The 14,354-nt window shown below is 61.5% G+C and carries 18 protein-coding genes, 1 tRNA gene and 2 pseudogenes; 12 read left to right on the top strand and 9 right to left on the bottom strand.

The genetic code is table 11. The annotated features are described in order from the left end of the window. Positions 1–32 precede the first annotated feature (32 nt). Positions 33–108 (bottom strand) — tRNA-Glu (locus AUQ37_RS03940). Positions 109–260: 152 nt separating this feature from the next. Between AUQ37_RS03940 and eif1A the strand changes: the two genes are divergently transcribed. The 11 genes and pseudogenes from eif1A (at position 261) to speB (ending at position 6,852) form a co-directional block, all read left to right on the top strand. Beyond that, a complete protein-coding gene (gene eif1A / locus AUQ37_RS03935; protein ID WP_058747484.1) occupies positions 261–587 on the top strand; it encodes a translation initiation factor eIF-1A in 327 nt (108 codons plus the stop codon). Positions 588–743: 156 nt separating this feature from the next. Continuing rightward, complete coding sequence (locus AUQ37_RS03930; protein ID WP_235584907.1) at positions 744–1,439, top strand: serine protein kinase RIO; 696 nt, start codon at positions 744–746, stop codon at positions 1,437–1,439. Further along, complete coding sequence (locus AUQ37_RS03925) at positions 1,436–1,984, top strand: pre-rRNA-processing protein PNO1 (RefSeq protein WP_058747483.1); 549 nt, start codon at positions 1,436–1,438, stop codon at positions 1,982–1,984. Before AUQ37_RS03930 ends, AUQ37_RS03925 begins: the two co-directional genes overlap by 4 nt. 64 nt (positions 1,985–2,048) lie before the next feature. Next, positions 2,049–3,217: pseudogene (locus tag AUQ37_RS13530) on the top strand (tRNA pseudouridine(54/55) synthase Pus10). A 152-nt stretch (positions 3,218–3,369) separates the two neighbouring features. After that, positions 3,370–3,663, top strand: coding sequence for a 50S ribosomal protein L21e (locus AUQ37_RS03910; RefSeq protein WP_058747480.1), 294 nt, complete (start codon positions 3,370–3,372; stop codon positions 3,661–3,663). Between the two features lie 53 nt (positions 3,664–3,716). Further along, a complete protein-coding gene (locus AUQ37_RS03905; RefSeq protein WP_157844271.1) occupies positions 3,717–4,043 on the top strand; it encodes an RNA polymerase in 327 nt (108 codons plus the stop codon). A gap of 20 nt (positions 4,044–4,063) precedes the next feature. Next, positions 4,064–4,264 carry a DUF655 domain-containing protein gene (locus AUQ37_RS12200; protein ID WP_058747478.1) on the top strand — a complete coding sequence of 67 codons (201 nt, stop codon included), beginning with the start codon at positions 4,064–4,066 and terminating at the stop codon, positions 4,262–4,264. Continuing rightward, a complete protein-coding gene (locus AUQ37_RS03895) occupies positions 4,261–4,635 on the top strand; it encodes a DUF655 domain-containing protein (RefSeq protein WP_058747477.1) in 375 nt (124 codons plus the stop codon). The genes AUQ37_RS12200 and AUQ37_RS03895 overlap by 4 nt, the downstream gene beginning before the upstream one ends. Next, positions 4,632–5,414: a 16S rRNA (adenine(1518)-N(6)/adenine(1519)-N(6))-dimethyltransferase RsmA gene (gene rsmA, locus AUQ37_RS03890; protein WP_058747476.1), complete on the top strand. Its 783-nt coding sequence runs from the start codon at positions 4,632–4,634 to the stop codon at positions 5,412–5,414. The genes AUQ37_RS03895 and rsmA overlap by 4 nt, the downstream gene beginning before the upstream one ends. 177 nt (positions 5,415–5,591) lie before the next feature. Next, positions 5,592–5,915: a translation initiation factor IF-5A gene (locus tag AUQ37_RS03885; protein ID WP_235584905.1), complete on the top strand. Its 324-nt coding sequence runs from the start codon at positions 5,592–5,594 to the stop codon at positions 5,913–5,915. A gap of 76 nt (positions 5,916–5,991) precedes the next feature. Further along, the gene (speB, locus tag AUQ37_RS03880) at positions 5,992–6,852 is read left to right on the top strand and encodes an agmatinase (protein WP_058747475.1); all 861 of its coding nucleotides are present in this window, start codon (positions 5,992–5,994) and stop codon (positions 6,850–6,852) included. Between the two features lie 73 nt (positions 6,853–6,925). On the opposite strand, the gene glmM is transcribed toward speB, so the two are convergent. The 8 genes and pseudogenes from glmM to AUQ37_RS10870 form a co-directional block, all read right to left on the bottom strand. Next, positions 6,926–8,245, bottom strand: a complete 1,320-nt coding sequence (glmM, locus tag AUQ37_RS03875; protein ID WP_235584904.1) for a phosphoglucosamine mutase — start codon at positions 8,243–8,245, stop codon at positions 6,926–6,928. Position 8,246: 1 nt separating this feature from the next. Continuing rightward, positions 8,247–8,720 carry a DUF47 family protein gene (locus tag AUQ37_RS03870; RefSeq protein WP_058747474.1) on the bottom strand — a complete coding sequence of 158 codons (474 nt, stop codon included), beginning with the start codon at positions 8,718–8,720 and terminating at the stop codon, positions 8,247–8,249. Positions 8,721–8,730: 10 nt separating this feature from the next. After that, a complete protein-coding gene (locus AUQ37_RS09900) occupies positions 8,731–8,925 on the bottom strand; it encodes a hypothetical protein (protein WP_157844270.1) in 195 nt (64 codons plus the stop codon). Further along, positions 8,918–10,054 (bottom strand): ABC transporter ATP-binding protein, encoded by a 1,137-nt coding sequence (locus tag AUQ37_RS03865; protein WP_235584903.1) that lies wholly within the window; start codon positions 10,052–10,054, stop codon positions 8,918–8,920. The genes AUQ37_RS09900 and AUQ37_RS03865 overlap by 8 nt, the downstream gene beginning before the upstream one ends. After that, a complete protein-coding gene (locus tag AUQ37_RS03860; RefSeq protein ID WP_058747473.1) occupies positions 10,047–11,186 on the bottom strand; it encodes an ABC transporter ATP-binding protein in 1,140 nt (379 codons plus the stop codon). Before AUQ37_RS03860 ends, AUQ37_RS03865 begins: the two co-directional genes overlap by 8 nt. Beyond that, positions 11,179–12,822, bottom strand: a complete 1,644-nt coding sequence (locus AUQ37_RS03855; RefSeq protein WP_058747472.1) for an iron ABC transporter permease — start codon at positions 12,820–12,822, stop codon at positions 11,179–11,181. The genes AUQ37_RS03860 and AUQ37_RS03855 overlap by 8 nt, the downstream gene beginning before the upstream one ends. A gap of 146 nt (positions 12,823–12,968) precedes the next feature. Beyond that, positions 12,969–13,528, bottom strand: a pseudogene (locus AUQ37_RS12195) (SMC-Scp complex subunit ScpB). A 1-nt stretch (position 13,529) separates the two neighbouring features. Continuing rightward, positions 13,530–13,904 (bottom strand): hypothetical protein, encoded by a 375-nt coding sequence (locus AUQ37_RS10870; protein ID WP_201013725.1) that lies wholly within the window; start codon positions 13,902–13,904, stop codon positions 13,530–13,532. A 44-nt stretch (positions 13,905–13,948) separates the two neighbouring features. Here AUQ37_RS10870 and AUQ37_RS10865 point away from each other — a divergent pair, with 44 nt between their 5' ends. Then, positions 13,949–14,323, top strand: coding sequence for a hypothetical protein (locus tag AUQ37_RS10865; RefSeq protein ID WP_201013724.1), 375 nt, complete (start codon positions 13,949–13,951; stop codon positions 14,321–14,323). The last annotated feature ends 31 nt before the right edge of the window (positions 14,324–14,354 follow it).

The raw sequence follows: 14,354 nt of genomic DNA, 5'->3' as shown, positions 1-14,354 counted from the left end.
GGCCGCGATCGAAGCAGCATGATGCAGAATTATGGTGCTCCAGGCGGGATTCGAACCCGAGTCCCGGCCTCGAAAGGGCCGGATGATTGGCCGCTACACTACTGGAGCAGTGCCGGTCCAATGATGGACTCGATTTAAAAATATTTGGGGATTCCCGGTCCGGCGGCCGCCTCCGCGCCCGTCCCTTTCCTTTCTTATTATTCTATAAACATCAAAGGCAACACTTAATAAGCAGGGCTTCTCATGGCTGGATGATAAAAATGGCAGAAGGACCCTTCGAATCAACGGAAGAGGACGTAACCCGCGTCCGCCTCCCCAATATCAAAGAGGGGGAAATGTTCGGCATCGCCGACCAGCTCCTCGGGGCAAGCAAGATCAAGGTCATGTGCGAGGACGGCCAGTCCCGCGTCGGCCGCATCCCCGGCAAGATCAAGAAGAGGATGTGGATCCGCGAGGGCGACCTGCTGATCGTCTCCGTCTGGGATTTCGAGCCCACCAAATGCGACGTCAGGTTCAGGTACACCAAGACCCAGGCGGTCAATCTCAGCAAGAGGAACAAGATCCCGAAGAACCTGGACATATTCTGAGCCCGCGAACGCGGGCCGGCGTGGAGGAGGTTACCGGATGAAGGAATCCTACGAAGAGGAGTACGCCTACCTCGAGAAGCGCATAGACGCCCTCAAGACCGACCGCACCGGCGATGAACGCCAGACCGAGGCCGAGTCTTCGACAGGAAGACCCTGATGACGATCTACGGCTTCATGAAGAAGGGGCTGCTGGACAAAGTCCACTACCCCATATCCACCGGCAAGGAGGGGAACGTTTTCTACTCCACCGATGCCGAGGGCTCCCCGGTCGCCCTGAAGATCTACAGGACCTCCACATCCACGTTCAAGAAGGTATCCAAGTACATCGAGGGCGACCCCAGGTTCAGGGGGACCACGGGGAACCGCTGGAAGTTCATCTACGCATGGGCGTCCAAGGAGTTCAAGAACCTCGAGAGGTACTGGGAAGCGGAGCTCCCCGTACCGGAACCGATCACATGCCAGCAGAACTGCCTCCTCATGGAGTACATCGGCGACGAGACGGGCGCCTGCCCGCAGCTCAGGAACGCCGAGCTCGACGACCCCGACAGAACCTACGGGGACGTGGTGGAATTCATAGTGAGCGGATGGGCGGACGCCGGCCTGGTCCACGGGGACCTGAGCGAGTACAACATACTGATGAGGGACGGCGAGCCGGTGATCATCGATGTCGGGCAGGCGATGACCGCCGACTGGTTCAACGCGAAGGACCTCCTGCGCCGCGATATCGCCAACATCAACAGGTTCTTCGCCTCCAGAGGGGCGGATGTCCTGCCTGCCGAAGAGATCGAGAAGGAATGCGAGGATGCCGCCGGATCGGAGGAGGACGGCGGGGACGAGGAGGAAGACGAATGAGGGAGATCAGGATACCTGCGGAACGCGTCGGCGCGCTCGTGGGGAAAGGAGGAGCATCGAAGAAGATGCTTGAGGAGAGGACCGGCATAAAGATAGACGTGGACACCGAGGGAGAGGTCATCATCCACGACGAGGCCGAGGGCGTGGAGCCCATCAACGCCCTGAAGATCCTCGACGTCATCCGCGCCGTGGCCAGGGGATTCAACCCGGAGAAGGCCGCGAAGATCCTCGATGACGACGACATGTTCCTTCAGACCATCGACATCAAGGAGGCCGTCGGGGACAGACAGTCCCAGGTCGAGCGCGCCCGCGGCAGGCTCATCGGGCGCAACGGACGCACCAGGGAGCTGATCGAGGAGCTGGCCGACGTCTACATGAGCGTCTACGGCAACACCGTATCGCTGATCGGAAACTCCATATCGCTCCCGGTCGCCAAGACCGCGATCGAGATGCTCCTGCACGGCAGCGAGCACTCGACCGTCTACCACTATCTCGAATCGCAGCGCCCCAGGCTCCGCATAGCCGAGATGGGCTTCGAAATCTGAGGCGGTAAGCTTGGCAGAGGAATGGGTGGAGGAGAACATCGATAAAGCGCGCGAGCTCGCCCGCATGGGCCTCTGCGACCACTGCATCGGGAGGCAGTTCGCCAAGCTGGGCGAGAGGCTCACCGATGAGGAGCGCGGCCGCATGCTCCGCGCCGCGCTGGAAGAGAAAGGCGAGCATTATGCCGAAGCGGACATCTGCCCCCTGTGCGAGGACATCTTCGATATGGTGCCCAGGTTCGCCGAGGCAGTGGCCGAGAAGGTCAACACCGTCCAGTCCGAGAACTTCCTGGTCGGCTGCAGGGTCGACCCGGAGCAGGTCAAGCGCGAGAGGGAGCTGACGGAGAAACTGGGCCTCTCCGAGACCGCCGAGCCCCTCAAGACCGAGCTCAACAGGGAGATCGGCAAAGTTGCGCTCCCGATGATCAACCGCCGCGTGGAGTTCAAGGAGCCGGAGGTCGTCGCCTGCATCGACACCCGTTTCGCAGACGTCACCCTCGACTGCGCCCCGCTGTTCATCGCCGGGCGCTACAACAAGTACAGCCGCGAGATCCCCCAGACGAGATGGCCCTGCCGCGTCTGCCACGGGAAGGGCTGCCCCCGCTGCCACGGCTCCGGCAAGATGTACCAGACCTCCGTTCAGGAGGAGATCGGGCGCATAGCCTGGAGATGGCCGGCGGCAAAGAGGACTTCTTCCACGGAATGGGCAGGGAGGACATCGATGCCCGCATGCTCGGGACCGGGAGGCCGTTCGTCCTCGAGATCTCCCAGCCGAAGCGCAGGGACATCGACCTGGACGAACTGGAGAGAAGGGCCAACGAAAGCATACTGGCACAATACCACGGCCTGCATTTCGTCCCCAGGGCGGAGGTGGCCGAGTACAAAGGGTCGGACCCCGACAAGACCTACCGCGCCAAGGTGGTCTCCGACGGCCCCTACGACAGGGAGAAGGTCATGCAGGTGGTCTCCTCGTTCAAAGACGTCGACCTGGCACAGCGCACTCCGGTCAGGGTCGAGCACCGCCGCGCCGACCTGGTGAGGAACCGCAGGATATACTGGCTGAAAGCCGACAGCTTCACCGACGAGGGCTTCGACCTGCTGCTGAAGACGCAGTCCGGAACGTACGTGAAGGAGTTCGTCTCCGGAGACGGAGGGAGAACCGACCCCAACCTGTCGGAACTGGTCGGCGCGAAGCTGACAGTGGACCTCCTGGACGTCACCGATATAGATTATTGAGCGCCCTGCTCCCGCCGCCTTTCCTTTTATTAAGAATAAATGAAGAAAGGTTAATAAACAGGGAGCCGATAGCGCAGTCCTATCTAGGGTTGCTCAGATAGGATTAGGTCAATCCATCGGCGCAGATCCGAAAAATATCAGAGGCAGATCACATGCAGAGATCCAGAGGATTCAGGTCCAAGACCCGCCAGCTTCTCCAGAAGAAGCCCAGGTCCAGGGGACTCTCCCCCATCACCAGGGGATTCCAGACTTTCGAGAACGGAGAGAAGGTCAACATCGTCATCGACCCCTCCATCCACAAGGGCATGCCCCACTCCAGGTTCCAGGGGCTCACCGGAGTCGTCATCGGCTCCAGGGGATCCGCGTACGAAGTCTCCGTGAATGTCGGCGGCAAAACCAAGACCGTCGTCTCCAGGCCGGAGCACCTCGTCAGGGCCGTTCAGTAAATCTGCTGACTGACCCGCATAAACATTTTCTCCTTTGATTACAGGTGATGTGGATGGACGGAAAGATCGTTTCGCTTGCTGAAGTAAGGGACATGCTCACTGCTGAGAATGAGAAGAGGGAACTCCTCCCCATGCAGAAGAACGCCCTCGCCCAGGCCGAGCTCTGCCACATCTCCAAGGATCAGGCCGACGAGCTCTTCGGCAAGCTCCTGGAGCTCGACTTCATCAAGGGCAACGAAGCCCTTGCCATGAAGATCGTCGACATCCTCCCGAAGTACCCGTCCGATGTCAGGGCGCTGTGCTCGAAAGAGCGCCTCCCCCGCCCTCTCGACGCGGAAATGATCGACCAGGTCCTGAAGACCGTCGAACCCTACTACTGAGCTTCTCAGGGGGTGCTTCAATGGAAGATTACGCGTATATATTGGATATCGGAACGATAACCGGAGGCAGGGACAGGCGCGAGCAGCGCGTGGCCTTCGCTCTCGGCGACACCGATTTCAAGCTTTTCGAACTCGTCCCGAAGGACAATGCGGCCATCAACATCGGCGACCGTGTGTACATCGGCAAAGAAGCTCGAAGAGAGATTCCATCGACCATGTGAAGAGGAGGATCTCCTTCAGCGAGCTGCCCAACATGGCTGCTTCCGAGATAGAGTACGCTGTCGCGGACATCGTGAAGAACAACGAGGCCAGGTTCATCCGCTTCTACAACGAGGCCGGACCCATTTCGCTCAAGAAGCACCTCCTCGAGGAGCTTCCCGGTCTCGGCAAGAAGACCATGAACGCCATCCTTGCCGAGCGCGAGAGCCCCAGGGGCGGCTTCAAGGGATACGAGGACCTCTCCTCCAGGCTCGCCGAGTACCAGAAGATCCAGTCCTTCAAGCCTGAGAAGCCTGTCGCCGCCAGGATCGTGCTCGAGATCGAGGACCCTGAGAGGCGCCGCTATCTTTTCGTGCAGAACTCGCAGAAATGACCGATACTGGGCGCCTCATCAGGGAGACCGGTGTAAGGCCGAGCAGGTCCCGCGGTCAGAACTTCCTGACCGACGGGAGGATTGCCGACAGGCATGTAGGCTATGCCTGCATCGGGCCCCACGACAGGGTCCTGGAGGTCGGCCCGGGCCTCGGCATACTGACCCAGCGCCTCGCAGAGGCGACGGACAGCCTCACATGCATCGAACTGGATGATACCCTCGCAGATTATATTGAGAAGACCTACGGGGACAGGATAACCCTCATCCGCGGAGATGCCGTCAAAGTGCCTTTCCCGGAGTTCGATGTTTTCGTCAGCAACCTCCCGTACAGCGTCTCCACCCCCATCATCTTCAAGCTCCTGGAATATGACTTCAGGATCGCCGTGGTGATGGTGCAGAAGGAGTTCGCGGAGCGCATGGTGGCCGAGACGGGGTCCGTAGATTATTCCCGTCTCACCGTGAACCTCGCCTACCGCGCCGAATGCAGGATGCTTGAGAACGTCCCCAGCAGCCGCTTCAACCCCCGCCCCAAAGTGGACTCCTGCATAGTCTCGATAAGACCCAGGAAGGCGGATTTCGAGATCAGGGACGAGAAGACGTTCTTCAGGGTCGTCGATGTCTGCTTCGAGCACAGGAGGAAGAAGATCGGCACCTCGCTGAAGGCCGCCGGCATGATCCCGTCTTCGGAGGGCATCCCCTTCGCGGATGAGAGGATCGAGCGCCTCAGCCCCCGGCAGATAGGCGAGCTCGCCGATGCCGTCTGGTCCCTCAGGCACTGATCGGCTGACGTCTGGACAGCCCGCGCGCATCCGTTCGCATTATATATTTTCAGGCCTTACCACGACCCGATTGCCGTGTTCCATATCGATATCGTTCCAGAACCGCAATACATGCGCGAGAAGAACAAGAGAATACAGTGAGCATCAGGCAAACATGAATCATAAGAAGGTTTGATTATGGCCGAGTGGGAAATGAAAGAGCTCCGTGAGCTCAAGATCGGAAGGTACGTTAACATCGATGACTGCCCCTGCAAGATTATCAGCATCACCACCTCCAAGCCCGGAAAGCACGGATCCGCCAAAGCAAGCATCGAGGCGACCGATATCTTCACCGGCCAGAAGAGGTCCATCAACGCGCCTGTTTCCGCGAAGGTGCAGGTCCCTGTCATCGACAAGAGAAAGGGACAGGTCATCTCCATCGATGAGGCCAACAACGAAGTCCAGATCATGGATCTCGAGACCTTCGAGACCTTCAGCATGCCCATCAACCCCCGACCATGAGTCGGTCCTCACGGACGGTGCTGAGATCCTGTACATCGTAGCGATGGACAGGATGAAGCTGATGTGAGGGGCCGGCATGCCGTACGGGCTCACTTATGCCGATTCGGACGCCGAGTACAACGAGGCCGATGCAGTCATCATAGGTGTGCCCTACGATCATACCGCATCTTTCAAAGCAGGGGCCCGCGAGGCCCCCACTGCCGTAAGGCGCGCCTCCTACAATTTCGAGGAGACGATTTTCTATCACCTTAACGACGAGAAGCCGAAGGTGAACGACTACGGGAACTGCGACGACTTCATCCTCCCCGAGGACATGTTCGAGGAGGTAAAGTTCGCTGCCGGGCCCGTCATCAGGGACGGAAAGTTCCCGATAGTCATCGGCGGAGAACATTCCGCCACTGTGCCGGTCATACAGTCGTTCGAGAAGAACAGCATCGCCCTGATGACCATAGACGCTCACCTTGATTCCAGGGACGAGTACATGGGCACTCCGAACAGCCACGCCTGCGTGACCCGGAGGGCCTCCGAGCACCTGGGCATCGAGAACTGCTGCGCGGTCGGCGTCAGGTCGATCGGGAGGGAGGAGCTCGAAAGGGACGATGTCGTCCCTTACATCACCTCCTTCGACGTCTTCGACCACGGCATCGAATGGGCCGTCAAGAAAGCACTGGACGGCTTCAAGGCGGACAAGGTCTACCTCTCGATAGACATAGACGGCATAGACCCGGCCTACGCTCCCGGGACCGGCACCCCGGAACCGTTCGGCCTCACCCCCAACGACGTGCGGAAGGTCATAAACATCATCGGCGACAGGCTCGCCGGGATGGACGTCATGGAGATCTGCCCCCCTGCAGATCCGTCCGGGATCACCTCGATCCTCGGCGCGAGGCTCATCAACGAAGGCCTCGCTGTCCTCGGAAAATCCCTGAAACGCTGAGCCTGGGACCTTTTTCACTTCCTGCGGGACTGGCCGGCAGGCGCGGATTCCGACAGGAACTTCTCCGCTTCCTTCATGTACCTGTCCGCATAGGCGGCGGCCTTGGCCTCGTCCCTGGATTCGGCGTAGATCCTGAAGATAGGCTCCGTGCCGGACGGCTCATGAGGACCCAGCCGTCCCTGAAGAGCACTTTGATTCCATCGGTCTTGTCGATGCGCTCGTCCTGGGAGTACTCGGCCATGTGCTTCAGGAGCTTCTTCTTCATCTGGTTGGGGCAGGAGATCTTGTCCTTGACGGTGTAATAGGTGGGCAGGGAAGCGACCTGCCCGCTGAGCGGCCCGTTCCTGATTATGCACTCGAGCATGCGGACTATGGCCATGGCGCCGTCCCTGCAGTACTGGTTGTCCGGGAAGATCAGCCCTCCGTTCTCCTCCCCGCCCATGACCCCTCCGACCTCCATCATCTTGCGGGCGACGACAGGCGATCCGACGGCGGTCCTGATGACCCGGCCGCCGACGGAAGCGACGGCATCCTCGATGACGGAGGAAGTGGCCACAGGGGTCACGACGACCGAGCCTTCCTTCCTCTGGCACATTGATTTGGACAGCACGGCCAGGGTCTTGTCCCCGGGAACGTAGTTCCCGCTCCCGTCCACGAAGACGCACCTGTCCGCATCGCCGTCATGGGCTATGCCAAGGTCCGCCTTGACCTCCGGGACCATCCTGCAGAGGTCCTTCAGGTTGTCCGCGGTGGGCTCAGAGGGATGCCCGGGGAAGGTCCCGTCGGGAGAGGCATTGAGCATGACCGCCCTGACGCCAAGTTTCCTGAGGAGCAGGGGGGATGTGAAGCAGGACGCCCCGTTGGCGCAGTCGATGACGACGGTCAGCTTGGCATCCTGGATCGCCTTGACGTCGGCCCTGGACAGGATGGCGTCCACGTACTCCTCGGCCGCTCCGGGCACCTCCCTGGTCTTGCCCACGGCGTCCCAGGGGACGGTCTCGATCTCCGTGCCGTAGAGGTCCTCTATGGCGTTCTCGGCATCCTTCGATGCCTCGGTCCCGTCGCCGGCTATGACCTTGAGCCCGTTGAACTCCGGGGGATTGTGGGATGCGGTGACAATGACCGCCGCGCTGATGTCCTGATGGCTCTTCACATAGTATTGGATGGCCGGGGTCGGGAGCATGCCGAGGAGGTCCACGTCGCATCCGACCGACATCAGGCCGGAGGCGACCGCCGCGGTGAGCATGTCGGCGGAGAGACGGGTATCGGTGCCGACGGCCACCCTTCCCGGGAACTCTTTGCCGACGGCCTTGCCTATCTGCAGCGCAAGCGCCGCGTTCATGTCCTCGTTGACGATACCGCGTATCCCGTTGGTCCCGAACATCTTCCCCATTTCAGATCCCTTTCGCAGCCAGCATAATCTGTATGATGTCGACGCAGTCCTTGCCGGCATCGGCAGCATCTTCGATGCACTCGATGAGCCCGGAAACGATGAGCAGCGCCCTCGTGTCCATCTCTGACAGGTATATGTGCTTCAGGGATGAATAATACATCCCGTCTATCACTCTTTCCTGGTCGCTGACGGCCTCGGCCTGGCGGTTGGCCTCCTTGGGGTCGGAGTCGACCGCTTCGATGGCGGCCGCGATGAACCTCACCTCCTCGGCGAGCTCGGACACTGTGGCGGAGATCTCCTTCCAGACCTCCTGCGGCACCGCGGCGGCCGTTTCCAGGGCCAGCTGCACGCGGATGGCGCCTTCCTTGGTGAGCCCCGCAATCGTCTGGGTCTTCCTCACGTACCTTATCAGGTCCATCCTGGCGCGGGGATCGATCTCCCCGCGGCTGATGCGGACGCAGAGGCGCTCGCTCACGCGGACGGACTCATCCTCGGCGAGGATCAGTCTCTCTATCCCTTTCCTTGCCCCTTCTGTCCCCGCGGGCCATGCAGTCGAGCACGTTCCTCAGGTCCGAAGCGCAGTCGCATATCGAGAGAGCATGGCCGCGGGCATCCTCCGTGACCGAGCTCTCCTTCCTCTTCCCGAACCAATCCAATAGAGCTTTGTTGCTTTCACTCAAGGCTGATCGCCTCCGATAATCCCTCTTCCGGGACCTGGAACACCTGGGTCATCTCCTTGTTGAAGCTGACGCGCACGATGCTCCCGTCCGCCGGCGGGTCCAGGTTGTCGGACAGGTTGTACTCGACGTTGTCGTCGGTCTCGGTCCTGACCCTGACCCTCCAGTAGGTCCCCATGAACACCGACCCCTGCACCTTGGCGCGGATCCCGTCATCCGTGGTGTAGACGTTCTCCGGGCGGACCGCGACAACCGCGGCCTCGCCCTCCTGCAGGCTGCTGGGTCCTGCTTTGACAGTTTTCCCGCCCCTCAGGCGGACCTTCGTCCAGCCTTTCATGGTGCGGCTCTCGATGACCCCCGTGAGCAGGTTTATCTCGCCGATGAAATAGGCGGCGAATACCGTCTTGGGGTTCCTGTAGATCTCCAGGGGGCTGCCCGTCTCATGCACCGTGCCCCTCTTCATAAGCACGATGCGGTCGGAGACCGACATGGCCTCCTCCTGGTCGTGGGTGACATGGAGGATGGTGATGCCCAGTTCCTTGACGATCCTGCGGATCTCGTACCTGAGCTCCATCCTGACCCTGGCGTCGAGGGCGGAGAGGGGCTCGTCAAGCATGATTATCTTCGATCCGGACGAGAGGGCGCGGGCTATCGCGACCTTCTGCTTCTCACCTCCGGACAGCTCCTGCGGGAACATGCCGGCGCGGTCGAGCATGCCGACCAGCTTCAGGTACTTCTCCGCCGTCTCCTTTCTCTTTTCCGGGTCCTCGCCGCGCACCCTGGGCCCGTACTCGGCGTTCTTCCTGTTGGTCATGTTGGGGAAGAGCGCGATGTTCTGGAACACGTAGCCGACGTCCCTGTCCTCCAAGGGGACGTCCGTGACGTCGCGGCCGTCGATGAGCACCCTCCCCTCGGTGGGCCTCCATATCCCGGATATGACCTTGATCAGGGAGGTCTTCCCGCATCCGCTGGGACCCAGGATCGTGACGTACTCCCCCTCGGCTACGTCCAGGCAGATGTCGCGCACGGCGTAGAAGCTGCCGAACCTCATGGAGACGTGCTCCAGGCGGATCTTTGGGACCGGGGCCTCCTGTTCCGGGGCCGGCGCTGCCTGAACCTTCTCGTCAGTCAAGGCGCATCTCCTCCTCCAGGCCTCCCTCGGGCATCGGGAACACCGAGGCCTTCTCAGGCTGCCATGTGATTGTGACCTCCATCCCCGGCGAGTACATCTCGTACCTCCTGCTGGACCTTTGGCTCGAGACGATGCCTAGGCCCTCCACTTCCGTCTCCACCGTGATAGTCGCCCCTTCGTAAAGCACCCTGGCAACCTTCCCCCTGAGGTAGCCGTCGGGCAGGAAATCAGGCAGGTGCTTGTCCTGGACGTCGGCCTTGGCCCCGACGACCTCCGGGACCGTGGTCCCGACCTTGACCGCCACGACCGCCTGCGACCCGGGCTCCAGGTCCGTGCTCCTCGCGCGGATGACCGTCCCGGGCATCAGTTCGACCTCCGAGCCCTCCGGGCCGGAGCGGAGCAGCCTGCCGCTGAACACGTTCGACCTGCCCAGGAAATTGGCGACGAACGGCGATGCCGGGTTCTGGAAGATGTCCATCGGCGTCCCCACCTGCAGAATCCTCCCCTTGCGTATGATGGCGATGCGGTCGGCCACCTCCATCGCCTCGTCCTGGTCGTGGGTGACATGGACCGCGGTCAGCCCCATGTCCTTGACCATCGATTTCAGCTCCTTCCTGAGCTCGATCCTGAGCCTGGCGTCCAGAGCGCGGAGTGGCTCGTCGAGGAGGAGCACCTTCGAATCCGAGGCGAGCGCACGTGCCAGGGCCGCCCTCTGCTGCTGCCCTCCCGAGAGCTCGCCCGGCATGTTCCCCGCCTTCTTGCTCATGTGCACCATATCGATCATGGACGTGGCGAGCTTCCGGGTGTCCTCATCGGGCCATCCGCGGATCCTCGGGGAGAAGGTCACGTTGTCGTAGACGTTCATGTTCGGGAACAGGGCATATGTCTGGGACAGCATCGTCGCCTTGCGTTCGCTGATCGGTACCTCGGACATGTCCTTCCCGTCGAAGAGCACGCGCCCGGAATCGGGCTTGGCGAGGCCGCAGATCATCCTGAGCGCGGTGGTCTTCCCCGCGCCGGTCGGGCCGAGGAGGCACAGGTACTCCCCGTCCCTCACCGTGAGGCAGAGGTCGTCCGATGCGGAGACGTCGCCGAACGATTTGCGGATGTGATCGAGCACGATCTCAGTCATGGCGCGCCTCCTCGCGGCGGCTGAGGCGCCTGACAGCCAGCATCAGCAGGAAGCATATCGCGATCAGCACGATGGACGCTATGGCCGCATCGGCATAGCATGACGGGTCGCCGGTCTCCACTCCCTTCTGGACCAGGTTGACGATGTAGATCGGCACGGAATCCACGTCCGGCGCGATGGCGTAGGTGGCGCCGGTCTCCCCGAGGGAACGGGTGAACGCCATTATGGCCCCGGCTATGACGGAGTTCTTTATCATCGGCAGGAGGACCCTGCTGAAGGTCTGGAAGGGCTTGGCACCCAGGGTCATGGCCGTCTCCTCGTAGGAGGGGTCGACCTCCTCCACGGCGCCGGCGATGTTCCTCACGACCAGCGGATAGGTGAACGATATATGCCCCAGGATGACCAGGAGCATCTCCGGCACCCCGTCCCCGATGTCAGTCCAGAACAGGTAAAGCGATACTCCCAGGGCGGTGGTCGGGACTATGAGCGGGACGTTCATCAGGTTGTCCAGGGTCCCGGCCAGCTTCTCCCCCCTGTGCCTGGCTATGTACATGGCCAACGGTATCCCGAAGACCACGTCGAAGGCCACCGCCGCCCCGGCTATCAGGAAGGAATTGGCTATCGACCCGGCCAGCCTGCCCCCGTCTATGTCGCCGGGCTCCGTCAGGTACATGAAGATGTAGAACGACGGTATGAGGACCATCACGAACAGCACCAGCACGGCCAGGCCGTCCTTGATCTTGGGGACCGCGCCGTGGCTGAGCTTCCTCCCCAGCTCCGGGAAGACCTTCTCCCCCGGGATCCCGACCCTCGTGATTATGTACCTCGCGGCCACCAGGAGGGCCAGCGCGATGAGGATCATGATCACGCTGATGAGGATCATCTCCGGGGTGGCCTCGTTCCCGTGCTTGTGGGTCATGATGTACGTCGGGCCGGTGAAGAAGTCGGTCTGATGTCCCAGGATCATGAGGGTGATGTAGGTGCCGCCGGTCTCGGAGAGGGAACGCGCGAAGCAGAGGATGAACCCGGTGACGAGCCCGGCGCGGAAAAGGGGCAGGGTTATGGTGCGCACGGCGGTCCAGCGGCTGGCGCCCAGGGTCATGGCGGCCGTCTCGTAACTGGTATCGATCTGCTCCAGGATCCCGGAGAGGGAGCGGACGATGTAAGGGTATGTGAAGATCACGTGCAGGAGGAACAGGGCGCAGAAGGGGGAGAGATGGAGCCCCAGCCCGGGGATGTCCACGCCGTCGGGGCATCCCCAGAACATGAGGACGCTGAGGCCCAGGACAGCAGTGGGGAAGGCCAGCGGCATGTCCAGGAGGGAATCCAGGAGCCCTTTGCCCCGGAACTCCTTCCTCACCATGATCCAGGCCATCGGGAGCCCGACGATGATGTCGAATATGGTGACGGCGAACGCGAGCCCGAAGGAGTTGCCGACGGCCTCCCAGATCTGGCCCATCTCCGACGTGTCGTTCCAGACGTCGGAGACGCTGTCCCATTGGGTGAGGATCTTGGTTACGACGTATACGGACGGTATCAGGATGATTATGATGAAGACGGCGAGCGCCAGCGAGAACCACGCTCTGCGCGTGCTCTCCTTTTCCGAGGCCTTGTTCACCCTGTCTAGAAAACTCATCGGAGGACGTCCTGCGGGGACCTGGCGATAGGATCGCCGGTCCCATACATTGCCTCCTTCGGATTGCCGCGCGATTATATAACTTCGTGCGCGCGATATATCCCGCTATAGCCTCTATAGATGTGCGGATCCGGAGCAAGACGGGGTCAGGACGCGTCGTTCTTGTCCTCGGGGGCCGTGTCCTCTTCCTCCGCATCCCCTGCGGAGCTGCTCTTGGAGGAGTTCTCCTCGATCCACTTGCGGATGGCCGCCTTCGAGTTGGTGCCGATGCCGAACTGCTCGGCGAACTTGGCCGTGGTGCTGAGCTCCTTGGTCTGGCCGTTGCTGCTGGCGGATACCAGGCCCATGCTCCTGAGGACCTTCACGTCCTCATAGGCGCGGGGCCCGCGCACCTTGACCAGCTTCGACTGGAGGACGGGCTGGTTGTAGGCGATGGTCACCAGCGTGCGCATGACGCCGCCGGGGATGGCCGGCCTGGCGAAATCGTCAATATATTTTGATATTCCTGTCTGAGCACCATGCGGTAGTTCCCGGCCGCCTCGGAGATGACGATCGCGGAATTGCGCATATCGTACTCCATCTTGAGGTCCTTGAGGGCGTAGCGGACGTCCGGCTCGCTGAGGCCGGTCCTGGCGACGATGTCGTCCACCCTGAGAGACTCGGTGGCCGCGAATAGGGCGGCCTCCACGATGGTCCTCTCGTCCATATCAGTTCACCGCGGCCTCTGCCACGGGCACCCTGGCCTCGGGGGCCTTTATCTGGACGGTGATCTCCCCGTAGGGGAGCTCGGTCTGGGAAACATCCAGCAGGCCGTTCCTCACCAGGTGCAGCACGGAGACGAAGACGGTGATGTTCTGCTCGACGTCCCCGCTGTAGAACTCGGTGATCGGCATCGGCCCTGCGCCCATGCTCTTGATCCTCTCGTAGACCTTCTCGACGGTCCTCTCGTCGTCCTCGCGGTGCGCCTTGTTGTCGAACTTCAGGGGCTCCCTGTTCTTCAGCTTCTCCCTGCTGATCTCCCTGGCGCGGGCGATCTCGGCCTCTTCCCTGGCCCCCTCGAAGGCATCGAGGATGTCCTTCATGGTGACTGCGGGGCACGTCCCTGGCGTACGAGGCCCTCAGGACTATGTCGGGCACCACCATCGGGTCCTCGTCCTCGAAGGCGAAATCCTCCTCCAGGACCTCGGGCTCGGGGGGCTCGGCGATCAGGCGGAGCCTGTCGGACTGTGCGTTAAGGACCTTCCATGCCATCAGCAGGAGGCTCCCGGCGACCACCATGTCGAACCTTCCGCCGGCGACCTTGGCGCTGTACACCCTGACGAACTCGTCCAGGTCGATGGCCCAGGGGTCGAACCCGTTGTCCAGCACCGCGCTGAACACCGCCCTTATCGATTCGTCCACCGGGTCGTCGAGCTTGGCGTTGTCCCCGGTCTCCCTGAGGGTCCTCAGATACCCGTCGAACCTCTCTATGTCGGCATCGCTGTCGGCCATCGCCTTGTAGTAGAGCAGATGCTGCTCGATCTGCTCGGTGG

The sequence above is a fragment of the Candidatus Methanomethylophilus sp. 1R26 genome (assembly GCF_001481295.1).
GTDB lineage: Archaea > Thermoplasmatota > Thermoplasmata > Methanomassiliicoccales > Methanomethylophilaceae > Methanomethylophilus.
Note: the sequence above shows the minus strand (reverse complement) of the source record. Positions and strands in the feature narration are given on the sequence as shown.